The organism is Colwellia sp. SU-HH01217 (assembly GCF_057543495.1).
This window is the reverse complement of record NZ_BAAJLX010000008.1, coordinates 65,935-82,104: the sequence shown is the minus strand read 5'-3', so window position 1 is coordinate 82,104 and position 16,170 is coordinate 65,935. Positions and strand designations below refer to the sequence as shown.

The window sequence follows — 16,170 nt, the reverse complement described above, 5'->3', positions numbered from 1 at the left end:
TATAAGCTTGTACCAAGTTGTTCTTCTGGTACAATCAGTTATCTTTGTATTCTCACTTTAGGAAAAATGACAATAAATGGTTATTAAAGCCCAAAGCCCAGCAGGGTTTGCTGAACAATATATCGTTGAATCGATTTGGAACGGTGGTTTTCCTCCAGGGTCTATTCTTCCTGCTGAACGAGAATTATCTGAGCTCATTGGCGTAACAAGAACTACACTAAGAGAAGTTCTACAACGTTTAGCCCGTGATGGTTGGTTAACGATAAAGCATGGTAAACCAACTAAAGTTAATAATTTTTGGGATACCTCTAGCTTAAACATTTTAGAGACTCTAGCTCAACTTGATCAAGATGGTATTCCTGATTTGGTTGATAATTTACTTTCTGCTCGTACTAATATTAGCGCAATATATATTCGAGGTGCGATTAAAAATAATCCAGAAAAAACCATAGAATCGTTAAAGGCCTACCTCGACGTGGAGGATACTGGTGAAGCATTTGCAGCATTTGATTATCAATTAAATAAAAAGCTTGTTGTCGCTTCTGGTAATTCAATCTATTTATTAATACTTAATGGATTTAGAGGATTGTATTCTCGTATTGGTCGTTTATATTTTGCCCATCCTAAGGGGCGAGAAATATCTAGAACTTACTATCAAAAGTTAATAGAACTTGCACAAGAAGATAGATTTGATGAGGCTGTATTTGCAGTTAGAAAGTATGGTGTTGAATCAGGTAAACTTTGGGCAGATCTTAAAGAAGAAGTGCTTAAAGAGCTAGCTGAATAAACAATACAAATAACAATAAACAGCTAAAACGCCTTAAAGAATATTCTTTAAGGCGTTTTTTTTTGACAAGCCAATTAATTAACCTGATGTGAGTTCGGTTTAACAAATATTTCTCTAACAGCTATTTTTCCTTACTTCTTCGTTAAATTTCTTGCAATAGGCCTGCTATTGACGCGAAATTTGCCTTGAATTAAGAAAAACTATCAAGCTAGAGTAAAATAATTATTTATCTATTTTTTAAACTGTTAACCATCTCTTAAACCGAGTTCAAGTTAATTACTGTACTAGCACAGATTCTTTGACAAGTTGGTGAGAAAAGCTTCGGATAATTAATTATGTTTACTTGAATTTTTTGCTGATATAGAGCAAATTATAGTTTTACTCTTAGGATCACGTTTCATGAAATTTTCATCATTAAAATTTACGGCTATTCCTTTATTTAGTTCACTCCTTTTTACTGCTACACCTGTAACTTTAGCTCAAGACGCTCCTTTTGCTATCGCTATACATGGCGGGGCAGGTACTATCGAAAAAAGCCGCTTTACCCCTGAAAAAGAGCAAGCTTATCGTGACAAATTAAAAGAAGCGGTTGAAGCAGGTTATCAGGTTTTATCAAAAGGTGGTGAAAGTCTTGACGCAGTGATAACAGCAGTAACAATACTCGAGCAGTCTCCATTTTTTAATGCAGGTAAAGGGGCCGTTTATACACATGATGAAAAGCACGAGTTAGATGCCTCCATCATGGATGGTAAAACCCGTCAAGCGGGTGCTGTCTCAGGCATTAAGCATATTGAAAGCCCCATTGCTTTAGCACGTTTAATTATGGATAAATCTGTACATGTTATGCTAAGTGGCGTAGGTGCTGAAGAATTTGCTCAAAGCCAAGGTATGTCATTAATTGATAATCGTTTATTCAATACCTCTAGTCGACTGGATTCATTAAAAAAGGCAAAAGCAAAAATGACAAAGGCCAGTGTTGATGGAGTTCCTTTCACAATTGCTCATAATAATTTACCAACCGAATTTAAAGTAGGGACTGTAGGTGCTGTTGCATTAGATAAAAATGGCAATATTAGTGCGGGTACATCAACAGGGGGCATGACCAATAAGCGCTTCGGACGAATTGGAGATGCGCCTATCATTGGTGCCGGCACATTTGCCGAAAATGAATCGTGTGCTGTTTCTGCTACTGGTCACGGTGAATATTTCATTCGTTATAATGTCGCTGCTGATATTTGTGCAAGAGTAAAATACCAAGGAAAGTCTATAGAAAAAGCCGGAAATGAAGTCATACATGACGTACTGTTACCTGTTGGTGGTACTGGTGGTGTTATTATTATCGACACTAAAGGCAATATAAGCTTACCTTTTAATACAAAAGGAATGTACCGAGCATCTAAATCTAGCCCGGAAGCAACCTATGTTGGTATTTTTAAAGATGATTAGGAGTCATAAAGGTTCCTCAAATTTAATTACTGGCTATTACAGAGAATCATAAATGTTTGCTAATTTATTTAAATCGACACCTGTGATCGAAACGAGTAGTCAAAATTGGATTTTTGATACATTTTCTTGGGCATTAGAGAATTTTGAATTAACGATGTTTAAAGAAGAAACTCGTTTAATTTTACCTACAAATGAGTTTTACCCTGGAAATGTCAGTAGTGTTCACGAAATGGCACAAAGTGTTTTTGATAAAACTCTTGAATATGCAGGGTTGCAACACTGGCCAATTGTTTTGGTTGCTCCGCATGAGTTTAGTCAACAAACTTTACCTAAGCTTGATTTTGCTAATACTACTAGGGGAAAAGCGGTTAAATTTAATACCCACCTAGATGCAGAGCAGTCAATTAAAGTTAGTTATAATCCAAACCAAATCAACCAACCCCAAGATTTAATTGCGTCATTTGCTCAAGCATTTTCTATGATTATGATTGTGCAAAGCGGTAAGGCACCACCAGGTGGCACTGAATTTATATCCCAAGCGGTTGATTTAGTTGCTTGTTTTATGGGCTTTGGTGTTATGTTTAGTAATACTGCATATCAATTTAAAGGAGGTTGTGGTTCGTGCTTTAATCCTTATGCCAATCGTAATGTTGCTTTATCAGAGAATGACATGGTTTATTGCTTAGCGCTTTTTACCGTGTTAAAAGAATTGCCCATTAAAACAGTATTACCTCATTTAAAATCTCATTTAAGAGGGGTGTTTAAAAAGGCTTATAAAGAGCATTTATTAAACAAAGAAGAAAGCCTTAAACCTTTGCTTTTATCGCTTAATATGAAATAAATACATTTTTTAACTAATTATTAAAAATAATACAGCTAACACCATGAAATATTAAGCATTCGAGTCTACGCTAAGAGAAGAAGATAACGTTTCATTTTTTTAATGGCACAATAAGAACAATTAAAGGATCGGATATGGAATCACTATTTGTTAAAGACTATATGAATCAATACCCTGTAACATTTACACCTGAGATGGTTGTCGAAGAAGCGTCATTACGTTTTTTGAAAACTAAACAAATCGGCGGACCTGTTATAGATGAGAAAAAGGCATTAATTGGTTTCCTATCTGAAAGTGATATATTAGCTAAAATGTTAGGCTCAATTTATCATAACGAACACACAACAGATGTTGCTAGTTTAATGAATAAAGATGTACTTGCAGTAAAGCCCTACGATAGTGTTATTGAATTAGCACAGAGCATGTTGGGCAATAAACCTAAAGTGTATCCTGTAGTTGATGATAATGGTTATTTACTTGGTACTATTTGCCGAAATGATGTACTAAAAGCAATTGACCAACATATGAAAGTGAGTTTTCAGGCTGCTTAGTCATATTAAACAATAAGTCTGTAGATCAATTCGGTTGTTTTAAAGAGGTGTTGGTTTTATCACACCTCTTTTTTTGTGTATCATAGATTGAGCATACTGTAATTCAACCTATTTACTGATAATATAACGGCTTATATTTCTCTAAAATTTATATTGTTAATGCCTTCTAGTCGTTCTGAAAAATCAATGGTTAATGCACAGCCTAACAGCCAGTCTTTATTCAATTTACTTAGCGAAGTAAAATTATCGGATAAACCTCGTTTAAAAAAGCGCTTGTTGAATGTAAAAAAAATTCACCAAGAAGATAAAAAAAATAAAGCACTTCAACAAATAGCGAACGCTATTACTCAATCCATTGAAAATAAAGTGGCAAAGCTCAATAGTGTACCTGCGATAAATTATCCAGAGTCTTTACCCGTATCTCAAAACCTTGATCGAATTAGTCAAGCAATTCAAGATAATCAAGTGGTTATTATTGCAGGCGAGACAGGCTCAGGTAAAACAACACAAATTCCTAAAATTTGCTTAGAACTAGGTCGTGGTATTGAAGGCTTGATAGGTCACACTCAGCCTAGGCGTATTGCCGCTAGAACCGTTGCAACACGAATCGCCGAAGAGTTAAATACAAAGTTAGGGGATTTTGTCGGCTATAAAGTACGATTTAATGATCAAGTGAGTCACCAAAGTTATATCAAGTTAATGACAGATGGTATTTTGTTAGCAGAGATGCAAACAGATCGACTACTGCGACAATACGATACCATCATTATTGATGAAGCACATGAGCGTAGTTTAAATATTGATTTTATTCTGGGGTATATCAAACAAATTTTACCTAAACGTCCTGATCTTAAAGTGATAATCACCTCTGCAACAATTGATACCGACCGCTTTTCTCAACATTTTGGCAATGCGCCGGTTATCGAGGTTTCAGGAAGAACCTTTCCTGTAGAAGTATTGTATAGACCGCTGCTCAATGAAAGTAATAATAGCCAAGCTAACGGAGAAGAGCAAAATACCCAACGGGATGATCTTGATGTTATTTCGGGTATTTTACATGCAGTCGATGAGTTAAGTGAGATTAGCTACGGTGACATTCTTATCTTTTTAAATGGTGAGCGAGAAATTCGTGACACTGCAGCAGCATTAGAAAAAGCTAATTTACGACATACACACATTTTACCACTTTATGCTCGTTTGACTGTGCAAGAGCAGAATAAAATTTTTCAACCACATAGTGGGCGTAATATTGTTTTAGCCACTAATGTGGCAGAAACGAGTTTAACGGTGCCTGGCATTAAGTACGTTATTGATCCCGGCACAGCACGTATTTCTCGCTATAGTTATCGTACTAAAGTTCAACGTTTACCCATTGAGGCAATTTCTCAAGCAAGTGCTAATCAAAGATCCGGACGTTGTGGGCGTGTATCAGCAGGCGTTTGTATCAGGCTTTATTCAGAAGATGACTTTACTAATCGTCCAGCATTTACCGATCCAGAAATTTTAAGAACTAATTTAGCAACGGTAATTTTGCAGATGTTGTCATTAGATTTAGGCGATGTCAGTCAATTTCCTTTTGTACAGCCACCTGATAGCCGAAATATTAATGATGGCATAAAGCTTTTAGAAGAGTTGGCCGCTATTGAGCAGCCGAGAAAAGGTAGTCAAAACAGCACAAATAAAAAACTTACTAAAGCAGGGCGCCTACTGGCTAAATTTCCAATAGATCCTCGCTTGTCAAAAATGGTATTAAGTGCAATCGATCTTGGCTGTATCGAACAAGTGTTAGTTATTGTCAGTGGTTTAAGCATTCAAGATCCACGTGAAAGACCTCACGAAAAGCAACAGGCCGCTGATGAAAAGCACAACAGATTTAAGGATAAACAGTCAGACTTTGTTAGTTTATTAAGGCTTTGGCATTACATTAATGAACAGCAAAAAACGTTAACAAATAATCAATTTAGGCGGCTATGCAAAAAAGAGTTTTTGTCTTATATACGTTTAAGAGAATGGCAAGATGTTGTCCTTCAATTAAAACAAACACTCAAAGAGCAAAATATCCCATTAACGAGTATCACACTAAACTTTGCTCCCCTTGATGAATCAAATGCACAGCCAAAGCAGTCCAAACAACAAGAACAACAAGCTGATGCTGTTCATCAAGCCTTGTTATCTGGCTTGTTAAGTCATTTAGGGCAACAAGATGAAAATCGAGAATTTAAAGGGGCTAGAGGTAGCAAGTTTTATATTTTTCCAGGTTCTGCTTTAGCTAAAAAACCACCTAAATGGCTAATGGCTGCTGAGCTTGTTGAAACCAGTCGTTTATTTGGCCGTATGGTCGCTAAAATAGATCCCCTGTGGTTAGAGCCACTAGCTCAGCATTTGGTTAAGCGTAGTTATAGCGAACCACACTGGGAGAAAAAGCAAGGTGCGGTTATCGCGTTTGAACAAGTGAGCCTTTACGGTTTAATCATTGTCGGTAAAAGAAAAGTTAACTTTAACCAAATAGAGCCACATACCTGTCGTGATATTTTTATTCGAGAAGCATTAGTTAATGGCGATTGTGTTATTAATGAAAAGTTTTTTAAACACAATAATAGCCTTGTTGCTGACATTGAAACGTTAGAAAAAAAAGCACGTCGAAAAGATTTTCTTATTGAAGAACAACACCTTGTTGACTTTTATGATGAAAAAATCCCTGAAAATGTTACTTGTTTGTCAAGCTTCTTAGCTTGGTGGAAAGTGACAAAACGAAGCCAAGGAAAGCTACTTAACTTCACTGAAGAGTTTTTGCTCAATGATACTTCACAAGCGTTATGTGAAAAAGAATACCCTAATACCTGGCAACAAGGCTCTTTAACCCTTCCTTTAGAGTACCATTTTGCTCCGGGGGATATTGATGATGGCATTAGTGTGATTATTCCTGTTGGTATTTTAAATCAAGTTCAAAACCAAGGGTTTGATTGGCTAATTCCTGCTTTACGTTTTGATTTGTTAGTGGCATTAATTAAAAGTTTGCCTAAAACTTTGCGTCGTAATTTTGTGCCTGCACCAAATTATGCAAGCGCTTGTTTAGATACCATGGTTGAATTTGATGGTAGCATTCATCAAGCATTTGAAAAGCAGTTACTGAGAATGACAGGCGTAAGACTTCCTGATGATGTTTGGCAAGCCAGTGAGTTACCTGTTCATTTAACGATGAATTTTAAAATTCTAAATGAAAAAAATAAATTAGTAAGACAAGGGCGAGACTTAGAACAATTAAAAGCTGACTTACAAGGTAAAGTAAAAGCGTCTATTCAAAAAGTAGCAGAGAAGGGGATTGAAAAAACAAATTTGTCAGACTGGGATTTTGGCGAATTACCTACAGGGTATGAGAAAAAGGTGGCTAACATTACGGTTAAAGCATTTCCTGCTTTAGTCGACAAAAAGCAAAGTGTTGCCATCGAACTATTTGAACATGCTGAGCAGGCTGAACAAGCTATGATAAATGGAGTTTGTCGGTTAATTTTACTTAATATCCCTTCACCAATAAAGTACTTACAAGAAAAGCTACCGAATAAAGCAAAACTCGGTTTATATTTTAATCCTTTTGGTACTATCGCCGACTTACTTCAAGACTGTATTCAAGCAGGATGTCAGTATTTAATCGAGCAACAAGGAAAAGTAGCGCGAAATAACAATGAATTTAAAGCAACTAAAGATTATGTTAGAGCAGAGCTCGCTGAATGCGTATTAGCCGCAGCAATTAAAGTTGAAAAAGCCCTAAGCCTTAGTCACGATATTCGTAAGAAATTAAAAGGAAAGGTTGCGCTTAATGTTATTCAGTCGAATGGTGATATTAAAGAGCAACTTAATGGTCTAATTTTTAAAGGGTTTGTGAGTCAATCGGGCATTGGCAAGTTAGACGATATTATTCGTTATTTACATGCCATACTAAGGCGGCTAGAGAAATTATCTATTGATGCTAACCAAGATAGGCTGAAACTTATCGAGGTGACTAAAGTTGAGGAGCAACTTAACAATTTAGTGGCTAAGCAGCGACAAGATATTCCTTTACCTAACAATATTGTTGATACTCGATGGATGTTAGAAGAGTTAAGGGTCTCCTTGTTTGCTCAAAATTTAGGAACAGCGTATCCTATTTCTGTGAAGCGGATAGTTAATCACCTTAAAACACTTTAACAGGTAATAAAGTTTTATATATTGATTTAGTTCACAATAGCTAAACAGGTATTTGACACAACGAGCTAGTCTCAGTATAAATGTCTAAAAAGTAATCTTTAAATAAATGGAGTAGTAATGGTTAATTTTGATGATAAGCGTAATTTTTATCGCATGATGTTAAATACCGAAGTAACCGTAACAATTATTGATGATGAAACTAATTGTGATCTAACGGCCACGTGTCGTGATTTAAGCGCGACAGGGATGGCAATAGAAATGAGTCACCCTATCGCACTTGATACCCATGTCCGCGTTAAAGTCGCTTCGGCTAATAATAGTATTCAGTCTTTAGATGCTTGTGGAAAAGTTGTTCGAGTCGATGAAGAAAGTCCTGAATGTTATTTAATCGGCATAACAATTGAAGAGATTGATTAAACAACCACTTAAAGAATAAACAAAAGGTGTAAGAGTGTTAACTTTTACACCTTGTGCTTTATTTTATTCTACCTGACAAACTAGCCCTTTGAGGTAGTAACCTTCAGGATAATTCGAAGCGACGGGATGATCACCTGCTTGATGTAATCGCTCAACATAATGTGCATTTTTTCTTGCATCTAAAGCAGCATCAGCAACGACCTTTTGAAATAAAGTCTCCTCCATTAAACCCGAACAAGAAAAAGTTAATAGTATCCCGTTTGGCTTTAATAGCTGCATCGCTAGCATATTGATATCTTTATAGCCTCGACAAGCGCCTGTTAGCTGGGCTTTAGACTCAACAAATTTTGGTGGATCTAAAATTATCATATCAAAAGTGCGCTTCTCATCCCGATATCGACGAAGCAATTTAAAGACATCATCTTTAATAAAAGAGACATTTTTGTCAGTCAAGTTATTTAATGCCAGATTTCGTTGAGCAGTATCAAGGGCTGATTGTGAAACATCGACATTAATCACTTCTTTGGCATCGTTAGCAGCACAATGCAGTGAAAAAGTACCCGTGTAAGAGAAGCAATTTAATACTGTTTTATCCTTAGCGTAACGTCCAGCGGCTAACCGAGAATCGCGTTGATCTAAATAAAATCCCGTTTTATGGCCTTTAGCGACATCAACATAAATTTTAATACCATGTTCTTCAATAACACACTCTGTACTTTCTTGTGGCTCTGTTAGCCAACCTGTTACTGGCTCTAAACCTTCCTTTTTTCTAACATCAACATCTGAACGTTCGTAAATATGACAATCAGGGTACAACTGTTGTAAACAACTGACTAAAGTATATCTTTGGAAGTCAGCACCAGCACTAAGTAGTTGACAAACAATGATATTGTCATATTTATCAATGGTTATACCGGGTAAACCGTCAGATTCGCCAGCGATGAGACGATAACCCGTCAGTTTTCCTTGCTGGATAAACCAATCACGTCTTTTTTGTGCGCTTTTAAGTTTATTTAAGAAAAAATCATGATCGATTTCTTCATGTTGATTAAAACTCCAAATGCGGACTCTAATTTGTGATTCGGGTGAATAGGCGCCTTTAGCCAACCAATTTTCTTTAGAATCAAAAATATCTACGGTATCGCCTAAAAGCGGTTTACCCTTAATTTTATTGACCGCACGAGAAAATACCCACGGGTGTTTGCGCTTTAATGACTTTTCTCTTCCGACATTTAAATAAATTCTTGCTGACATGTGCCTATACTTAAGAATGGGAGCAATTTGCGCAGAGTGTAGACAAAGGATGATCTTGGCGCAATGTCTATCGTTATTATTTTCCATTTTAATCGAGTATTCACAAAATTAAGGAGCAAAAATCATGAATGTAAGTTATATCGCACATGTCAGTGGAAAAGTTCAAGGGGTATTTTTCAGGGCGTCAAGCCAACAAGTTGCTATTGACATTGGTTTAAGTGGTTATGCTCGAAATTTAGCAGATGGAGATGTTGAAGTGCTAATGTGTGGGGAGCAAAGTCAGGTTGATCAAATGCTTAAATGGCTAGAACACGGACCACCTCAAGCAGAAGTCTCCCAATTACAAAAAAAACAGGTAGAATATCAGCCTCATAATTTTTTTTCGATTAGCTAGGCTCTTCAATATTTAAACATGAGGAGCTGTTAATTAATGAAAGCCAAAATAGGTTAGGTTTTGAAATATATTTCTGTAGATTCGAATAAGCAATTAGTTTTTGCCCAGCAACCACATCCAGTTATCGATGAGGATGAATGTTTAATTAAGGTGGTGGCTGTTGGAGTTAATCGAGCTGATTTATTACAAAGGGATGGCAAATATCCCGCACCAGCAGGAGAGTCCTCAATTTTAGGTTTAGAAGTCTGTGGGGATATAGTTGAGTGTGGTCGCCATGTTAATGGTTGGAAAGTTGGTGATAAAGTATTTGCTTTAGTCGCTGGTGGCGGTTACGCAGAATTTGTAAAGGTCAAAGCCACTCAGTTAATTAAATTACCTCAAAATTTAACATACCAGCAAGGTGCAGCGACTGCTGAGGTTTTTTTAACGGCTTACCAAAGTTTGTTTACTATTGCTAAATTAACCGCTGGCGATAAGGTGTTAATACATGCGGGGGCAAGCGGTGTTGGTAGTGCAGCTATTCAATTGGCTAAGGCTAAAAAATGTCAGGTGGTGGTGACTGTCGGCAGTGAAGTAAAAGCTAAAGCCTGTTTAGCGCTAGGGGCTGATCATGTGGTTAATTATCATGAAGAAGATTTTGTCCAATGGGCAAAAGTTCATGTGAAAAATGGGTTTGATGTCATTGTTGATGTGGTTGGTGGGGATTATGTAAATAAAAACATTCAAGTTGCTGCGTTGGATGGTCGTATTGTTATTTTATCAATGTTAGGGGGGCGTTATTCTGAACCAGTTGATATCGCAAAGCTGTTGATGAAGCGCTTAACCGTGACTGCTTCGACGCTACGTAATCGAGATGAACATTATAAAGCGAAGTTAGTTAATGATTTTTCAACCGATTTCTATCCGTTATTAATCAATGGAGAAATAAAGCCAGTTATAGATTCTATAATTCCATGGCAAAGTGCGGATACCGCACACCAAAAAATGGCGAATAATGAGAATATTGGCAAATTTATTTTAGAAATACTTAGCACACGTTAACTATCAAGCTGACTTGTTCTGTGAATTACTTTCCTAAAACCAAATCATAGAGTAAGTGTATTGTTATAACCTTAGATAAACCCTCTATTAAGATAAGTTATTATCATTGAAGATAAAAGGATGTTAAATTGCTTAGGTTATTTTTTAATGTACATCGCATATAGACTATGCCACTGGCAGACCCAAGGTTAATAAAGCCATGATAAAACAAAGTGCTACCCAGGGTACTTCTGAACTTTCGACTCGTAAAAATATTAAAACTCAGTTGTTAGAGGTTGCTGTTTCTATCAGTATTAATGATATTAGTCATGCGGTTATGATGGTTTCACCTTCACACTTAAAAGACTTTGCGTTGGGTTTTGCATTAAGTGAAGGGTTAGTACACTCACTAAATGAAGTGTTAAATATTACGCTTTTTGAACATGAATGTGGTTGGCAAGTCGATTTACAAGTGCTGGCGCGTGCCCAACATAGATTAAAGCAAAGACGCCGTACGATGGCCGGACCTAGTGGTTGCGGCCTATGTGGACTTGACTCTATTGAAGCGGCAATGTTACTGCCTAACACGCTTGGAAATAAAACTGTTAATCAAGTCACTTCACAACCTTCTGAAGCTATCATTATAAAAGCAAAAGATTCCCTGCCACTTATTTTAAAACAATCAGGGGGGATAAGAGGTAATCATTGCGCTGCTTATTTTGACTTATCCGCTAATTTAATTGCGTTTAGAGAAGATGTTGGTCGTCATTCAGCCTTGGATAAATTACTAGGTTGTTTATCTAAGAATGATGATTCCACAAAAGAGGGCTTTGTATTACTCACCAGTCGATGCAGTCACGATTTAATCGCAAAAATGGCTCATTTCCCATTAACTACATTAGTTACGTTGGCTCAACCCACTGACTTAGCTGTGCAATCTGCAATTAAAACATCCCTTGTGCTTTTTTGTTTTCAACATGGCCAGTTAAAACGTTTTGCTTAAAAAAGAGAATATAAATGTCTAAATTAGATCAAGATAAATCCGTTTACACTCCTGCTGCTGGTGGATGGGGCGCATTAAAAAGTTCAGCAAAACATTTAATTAAAAGTGAAAATGCCATCAAAAGCGTCAAAGCTTTGCTAAACGCAAATCAACCTGGAGGTTTTGATTGCCCCGGTTGTGCTTGGGGAGATTCAGCAACTGCAGGTAAAGTGGATTTTTGTGAGAATGGTGTAAAAGCTATTGCTTGGGAGGCAACCAGTAAACGTGTTGATACTTCCTTTTTCAAACAGTACTCCATAGAGCAACTTAAAACTTGGGATGATCACAGCCTAGAAAAAAGTGGTCGATTAACTGAGCCGATGTTTTATGACGGTGAACATGATCATTATCAGCCCATTAGTTGGGATAATGCCTTTAAAGTAATTGCGGAGAATTTACAAAGTTTGCTTACTCCCAATGAAGCTTTACTTTATACCTCGGGCAGAGCAAGTAATGAAGTGGCTTTTTTATACCAACTGTTTGGCAGAGCTTTTGGTACCAATAATTTTCCAGATTGTTCTAATATGTGCCACGAAGCATCCGGCATAGGAATGACTAAGAGTTTGGGGACAGGAAAAGGCACTGTAACGATGGAAGATTTTGAGCAAGCGGATGCGATATTCGTTTTTGGTCAAAACCCCGGTACCAATCATCCCAGAATGCTCGGCACGTTGAGAAAAGCGAGTAAACGCGGCGCAAAAATTGTTTCTATTAATAATTTAAAAGAACGTGGCTTACAAAAATTTTCTGATCCACAAAGCCCAAAAGAAATGATTTTTATGACCGGCACTAATATTAGCCAATATTACTTCACCCCTAGATTAGGTGGTGATATGGCATTATTACGTGGTATAGCAAAAAGTTTGTTTGAACGATTCCAGTCAGATAACTCAGTACTAGATACAGAGTTTATTAATAAACATTGTCATGGATTTGAAGCTTATCAGCAAAGTGTTGAAGCAATTCCTTGGGATAAAATCACTTCACAATGTAGCTTAACAAGAGCAGATATAGAACAAATAACAACTATTTACGCAAATTCCGATAAGGTGATTTTTACCTGGGCAATGGGCATTACTCAACATGGTCATTCTGTTGCTACAGTAAGAGAGTTAGTTAATGTGTTAATGTTACGAGGCAATATTGGCAAAAAAGGAGCGGGCGCTTGCCCAGTGCGGGGCCATTCCAATGTTCAAGGTAACCGAACCGTGGGTATTAACGAAAAGCCGCCCAAGGCATTTCTTGATTCTCTTGATAATCAATATTCCTTTAAATCCCCAACAGAGCCAGGTTTTAACACTGTTGAATCAATACATGCGATGTTATCCGATAGGGCAAAAGTCTTTATTGCACTCGGGGGGAATTTTGCGGCAGCAACACCAGATACGCATCGTACTTATAAAGCATTAGAGCGTTGTGAGTTAACCGTACAAATTAGTACTAAACTTAATCGTAGCCATGTAATGACAGGGAAGAAGGCGTTAATTTTGCCATGTTTAGGTCGTACTGAAATCGATCGTCAAGATAGTGGTGAACAATGTATTACTGTTGAAGACTCAATGAGTATGGTACATAGCTCACGGGGTCAAAACGAACCCGCATCCGATAACCTTCGTTCAGAAACTGCCATTATTGCTGGAATAGCTATGGCAACATTAGGGAATAAGCAGGTCAATTGGCATGAGTTAAAAAATGACTACTCGTTAATTCGTGATCATATTGAAGCCGTTATTCCTGAGTTTTTCGACTATAACTTACGAATAAAAGCAGGACGAGGATTTTATCTACAAAATCCCGCTGCACAGAGAAAGTGGCATACAACAGATGAAAAAGCTTACTTTTCAGCTGTCGCATTGCCTGAAAGATTAATACACGAAAAAGTTAATAATCCTACCAATAAACCTATACTTACATTACAGACGCTGCGATCGCATGATCAATACAATACTAGTATATATGGTATGGACGATCGTTATCGTGGTGTATATGGTGAACGTAAAGTGATATTTCTCAACGGCGACGATATAAAAAAACTTGGTTTAATAGAGGGCGATTCTGTCAAAATCTCTACCATTTCAAATGATAAAGTTGAGCGTAGTGTCACTGCTTTTAAAGTTATGGAATACACTATTCCTAAAGGTTGCGCTGCGGCATATTATCCTGAAACTAATCCACTGGTGCCACTTGAAAGCGTTGCGGATGATTGCGGTACACCAACGTATAAATCGATCCCAATTACATTGGAAAAAATATAACAACTGTTGATAATAGTTAGTACAGTGTGCTCTGTTTCGGTTCACTACATAATTTTAATAAACTATGACACCAAAAAGACATTGTAAGTGTTAATGCGGTTATCGCTGCCTTTTATGGACAAAAAATTAATTTTGGTACTCCAAACGAGAAAACATCGGTGGTTCTGGCAACCATGGTAAAGAAGTCAATAAAATATATTATTGACTTCTTTTGTTTGGATGAACTACAAGCTTATGTTATTCATCTGTTTCACCAACATAATTAAAGCGTTTAATCTTTTTCCCTTCACGTTCAATAATTTCATCGAACATAGCTAATGGCCGTACCCAAACGTCTCTTTTTCCATGTTCATTATCGTAAAGTGGCAAATAGACCACCATCCATTGTTCAGTCTCGCTATGTTTAGCCAAGTGAAGGACTTGGTAAAATTGCCCTTTAAAATGCTGATACTTTCCAATTTTTAACATAAAAAATCACTATAATGGTTGTTTAATATACTAGTATTGCCTTTATTACTCGTATGGTAAGGGATCTGTAATATTGTTGTCAGCAAAAGCTTCTAGTCTTTCTTGGCAAGCGCCACATTTACCACAAGCTTTTTCTCTGCCGTTATAACAGGTCCACGTTGTACTGTAATCAAGGCCCATTGATATGCCATCGGTTAAAATTGCCGTTTTATTCACATTTAAATAAGGGCTGAATATCTCAACTGGCTCATAGTTAGCAATTTGACAAACGTCGTTCATTTTCATAACAAACTCAGGTCGACAGTCCGGATAAATGGCATGATCGCCAGAATGAGCACCATAGTAAACTTGGCTTGCTTGTACAGATACAGCATAGCCAACAGCTAAAGACAGTAAAATCATATTTCGGTTAGGGACAATGGTAGACTTCATGTTTTCAGCTTCATAATGTCCTTCAGGAATATCAATGTTATCGGTAAGCGAAGAGCCAGCTAATAATTGATTAATTGCAGATATATCTATCACCTTATGAGGGATATTTAAGCTTTTACATACTTGGCTTGCATACTCAAGTTCTTTAACATGACGTTGTCCATAATCGAAGGATAACGCGTAAACGTCTTTGCCATCTTTTAAAGCACGATTTAGTACTGTGAAAGAATCCATCCCACCAGAATAAATAACAACAACTTTATTGCTCATTTGTTTGCTCTCTTGAGTTATAATTGAAAACTGGCGCATTTTACTTGAATTTAAATCAAATAACCAACAAGCATGATAGTAAATTATGAAGAGGAAAAGGGTGTGGAAGAGATGACGGCTACCGTTTATAAAATTAATGAATTATTTGAAACTATTCAAGGTGAGGGGTCATTCACTGGTCAGCCATCTATTTTTATTCGTTTGCAAGGCTGTCCTGTTGCTTGCTCTTGGTGCGATACTAAACATACTTGGGAGATTAACCTTGATCAACAAGTATCGGCTAGTGATATGCTAAACAAAGCACAAGAATCAGAAACTTGGGCCTCTTTAACGGTTCAGCAGATACTATCGATAATTACTGAAAAGGGTTACCAAGCTAAACATGTTGTCATTACAGGTGGAGAGCCTTGTATGGTCGACTTAACTCCACTTTGTCAAGGATTTGAGCAACAAGGTTATAGCTGCCAAGTAGAAACCTCAGGTACTTTTGAAGTGCAAGTAACTCCTTTATGCTGGGTGACTGTATCACCGAAAGTTAACATGAAAGGCGGATATAAAATTTTACCGTCGGCTATGCGAAGAGCGAATGAGATTAAACACCCTATAGCAACGGAACAACATATTGACGACTTAAAAGCATTGTTAGTTGAACATAACATCACAGATACGCAAGTGTATTTACAACCGATTAGTCAAAAAGCGCGTGCAACGGAGTTGGCGATAGCAACCTGTATCGCTAATAACTGGCGCTTATCAGTACAAGTTCACAAATATTTAGGTATTGAATAACTTTATTTATGTTCAAGTA

14 protein-coding genes are annotated in these 16,170 nt (G+C 37.0%); 11 read left to right on the top strand and 3 right to left on the bottom strand.

Translation table 11 applies throughout. From position 1 onward, the window contains the following. The first annotated feature begins 76 nt into the window (after positions 1-76). The 6 genes from fadR (at position 77) to AC27G3_RS11375 (ending at position 8,227) form a co-directional block, all read left to right on the top strand. Positions 77-787, top strand: coding sequence for a fatty acid metabolism transcriptional regulator FadR (gene fadR, locus AC27G3_RS11400; protein WP_487121653.1), 711 nt, complete (start codon positions 77-79; stop codon positions 785-787). 399 nt (positions 788-1,186) lie between these two features. Continuing rightward, entirely contained in the window at positions 1,187-2,233 is a 1,047-nt protein-coding gene (locus tag AC27G3_RS11395) for an isoaspartyl peptidase/L-asparaginase family protein (protein WP_487121651.1), read from the top strand. A 52-nt stretch (positions 2,234-2,285) separates the two neighbouring features. Beyond that, positions 2,286-3,074: a hypothetical protein gene (locus AC27G3_RS11390; protein ID WP_487121649.1), complete on the top strand. Its 789-nt coding sequence runs from the start codon at positions 2,286-2,288 to the stop codon at positions 3,072-3,074. Positions 3,075-3,208: 134 nt separating this feature from the next. Next, complete coding sequence (locus tag AC27G3_RS11385; RefSeq protein WP_487121647.1) at positions 3,209-3,625, top strand: CBS domain-containing protein; 417 nt, start codon at positions 3,209-3,211, stop codon at positions 3,623-3,625. A gap of 159 nt (positions 3,626-3,784) precedes the next feature. Further along, positions 3,785-7,810, top strand: a complete 4,026-nt coding sequence (gene hrpA, locus AC27G3_RS11380; RefSeq protein ID WP_487121645.1) for an ATP-dependent RNA helicase HrpA — start codon at positions 3,785-3,787, stop codon at positions 7,808-7,810. A 117-nt stretch (positions 7,811-7,927) separates the two neighbouring features. After that, entirely contained in the window at positions 7,928-8,227 is a 300-nt protein-coding gene (locus AC27G3_RS11375) for a PilZ domain-containing protein (RefSeq protein ID WP_487121643.1), read from the top strand. A 63-nt stretch (positions 8,228-8,290) separates the two neighbouring features. On the opposite strand, the gene AC27G3_RS11370 is transcribed toward AC27G3_RS11375, so the two are convergent. Further along, positions 8,291-9,481 (bottom strand): class I SAM-dependent methyltransferase, encoded by a 1,191-nt coding sequence (locus AC27G3_RS11370; protein WP_487121641.1) that lies wholly within the window; start codon positions 9,479-9,481, stop codon positions 8,291-8,293. A gap of 124 nt (positions 9,482-9,605) precedes the next feature. On the opposite strand from AC27G3_RS11370, the gene AC27G3_RS11365 reads away from it, so the two are divergent. The 4 genes from AC27G3_RS11365 to AC27G3_RS11350 all read left to right on the top strand — a co-directional run bounded on the left by AC27G3_RS11365 (position 9,606) and on the right by AC27G3_RS11350 (position 14,192). Further along, complete coding sequence (locus AC27G3_RS11365) at positions 9,606-9,875, top strand: acylphosphatase (RefSeq protein ID WP_487121639.1); 270 nt, start codon at positions 9,606-9,608, stop codon at positions 9,873-9,875. 60 nt (positions 9,876-9,935) lie between these two features. After that, positions 9,936-10,916 (top strand): NAD(P)H-quinone oxidoreductase, encoded by a 981-nt coding sequence (locus tag AC27G3_RS11360; protein WP_487121637.1) that lies wholly within the window; start codon positions 9,936-9,938, stop codon positions 10,914-10,916. Between the two features lie 199 nt (positions 10,917-11,115). Further along, a complete protein-coding gene (gene fdhD, locus AC27G3_RS11355; RefSeq protein ID WP_487121636.1) occupies positions 11,116-11,898 on the top strand; it encodes a formate dehydrogenase accessory sulfurtransferase FdhD in 783 nt (260 codons plus the stop codon). 14 nt (positions 11,899-11,912) lie between these two features. Next, positions 11,913-14,192, top strand: coding sequence for an FdhF/YdeP family oxidoreductase (locus tag AC27G3_RS11350; protein ID WP_487121635.1), 2,280 nt, complete (start codon positions 11,913-11,915; stop codon positions 14,190-14,192). A gap of 237 nt (positions 14,193-14,429) precedes the next feature. Here AC27G3_RS11350 and AC27G3_RS11345 read toward each other — a convergent pair whose 3' ends face one another. Together AC27G3_RS11345 and queC are read right to left on the bottom strand one after the other, a co-directional pair. Next, positions 14,430-14,660: a DUF1653 domain-containing protein gene (locus AC27G3_RS11345; RefSeq protein WP_487121633.1), complete on the bottom strand. Its 231-nt coding sequence runs from the start codon at positions 14,658-14,660 to the stop codon at positions 14,430-14,432. Between the two features lie 45 nt (positions 14,661-14,705). Continuing rightward, the gene (gene queC / locus AC27G3_RS11340) at positions 14,706-15,362 is read right to left on the bottom strand and encodes a 7-cyano-7-deazaguanine synthase QueC (protein WP_487121632.1); all 657 of its coding nucleotides are present in this window, start codon (positions 15,360-15,362) and stop codon (positions 14,706-14,708) included. A 111-nt stretch (positions 15,363-15,473) separates the two neighbouring features. Between queC and queE the strand changes: the two genes are divergently transcribed. Further along, positions 15,474-16,151, top strand: a complete 678-nt coding sequence (gene queE, locus AC27G3_RS11335; RefSeq protein ID WP_487121759.1) for a 7-carboxy-7-deazaguanine synthase QueE — start codon at positions 15,474-15,476, stop codon at positions 16,149-16,151. Positions 16,152-16,170 lie beyond the last annotated feature (19 nt).

Bases quoted from the DNA above. Each gene is read 5' to 3' on its own strand.
- fadR (WP_487121653.1), top strand. From the start codon at position 77: ATGGTTATTAAAGCCCAAAGCCCAGCAGGGTTTGCTGAACAATATATC.
- AC27G3_RS11395 (WP_487121651.1), top strand. From the start codon at position 1,187: ATGAAATTTTCATCATTAAAATTTACGGCTATTCCTTTATTTAGTTCA.
- AC27G3_RS11390 (WP_487121649.1), top strand. From the start codon at position 2,286: ATGTTTGCTAATTTATTTAAATCGACACCTGTGATCGAAACGAGTAGT.
- AC27G3_RS11385 (WP_487121647.1), top strand. From the start codon at position 3,209: ATGGAATCACTATTTGTTAAAGACTATATGAATCAATACCCTGTAACA.
- hrpA (WP_487121645.1), top strand. From the start codon at position 3,785: ATGCCTTCTAGTCGTTCTGAAAAATCAATGGTTAATGCACAGCCTAAC.
- AC27G3_RS11375 (WP_487121643.1), top strand. From the start codon at position 7,928: ATGGTTAATTTTGATGATAAGCGTAATTTTTATCGCATGATGTTAAAT.
- AC27G3_RS11370 (WP_487121641.1), bottom strand. From the start codon at position 9,481: ATGTCAGCAAGAATTTATTTAAATGTCGGAAGAGAAAAGTCATTAAAG.
- AC27G3_RS11365 (WP_487121639.1), top strand. From the start codon at position 9,606: ATGAATGTAAGTTATATCGCACATGTCAGTGGAAAAGTTCAAGGGGTA.
- fdhD (WP_487121636.1), top strand. From the start codon at position 11,116: ATGATAAAACAAAGTGCTACCCAGGGTACTTCTGAACTTTCGACTCGT.
- AC27G3_RS11350 (WP_487121635.1), top strand. From the start codon at position 11,913: ATGTCTAAATTAGATCAAGATAAATCCGTTTACACTCCTGCTGCTGGT.
- AC27G3_RS11345 (WP_487121633.1), bottom strand. From the start codon at position 14,660: ATGTTAAAAATTGGAAAGTATCAGCATTTTAAAGGGCAATTTTACCAA.
- queC (WP_487121632.1), bottom strand. From the start codon at position 15,362: ATGAGCAATAAAGTTGTTGTTATTTATTCTGGTGGGATGGATTCTTTC.
- queE (WP_487121759.1), top strand. From the start codon at position 15,474: ATGACGGCTACCGTTTATAAAATTAATGAATTATTTGAAACTATTCAA.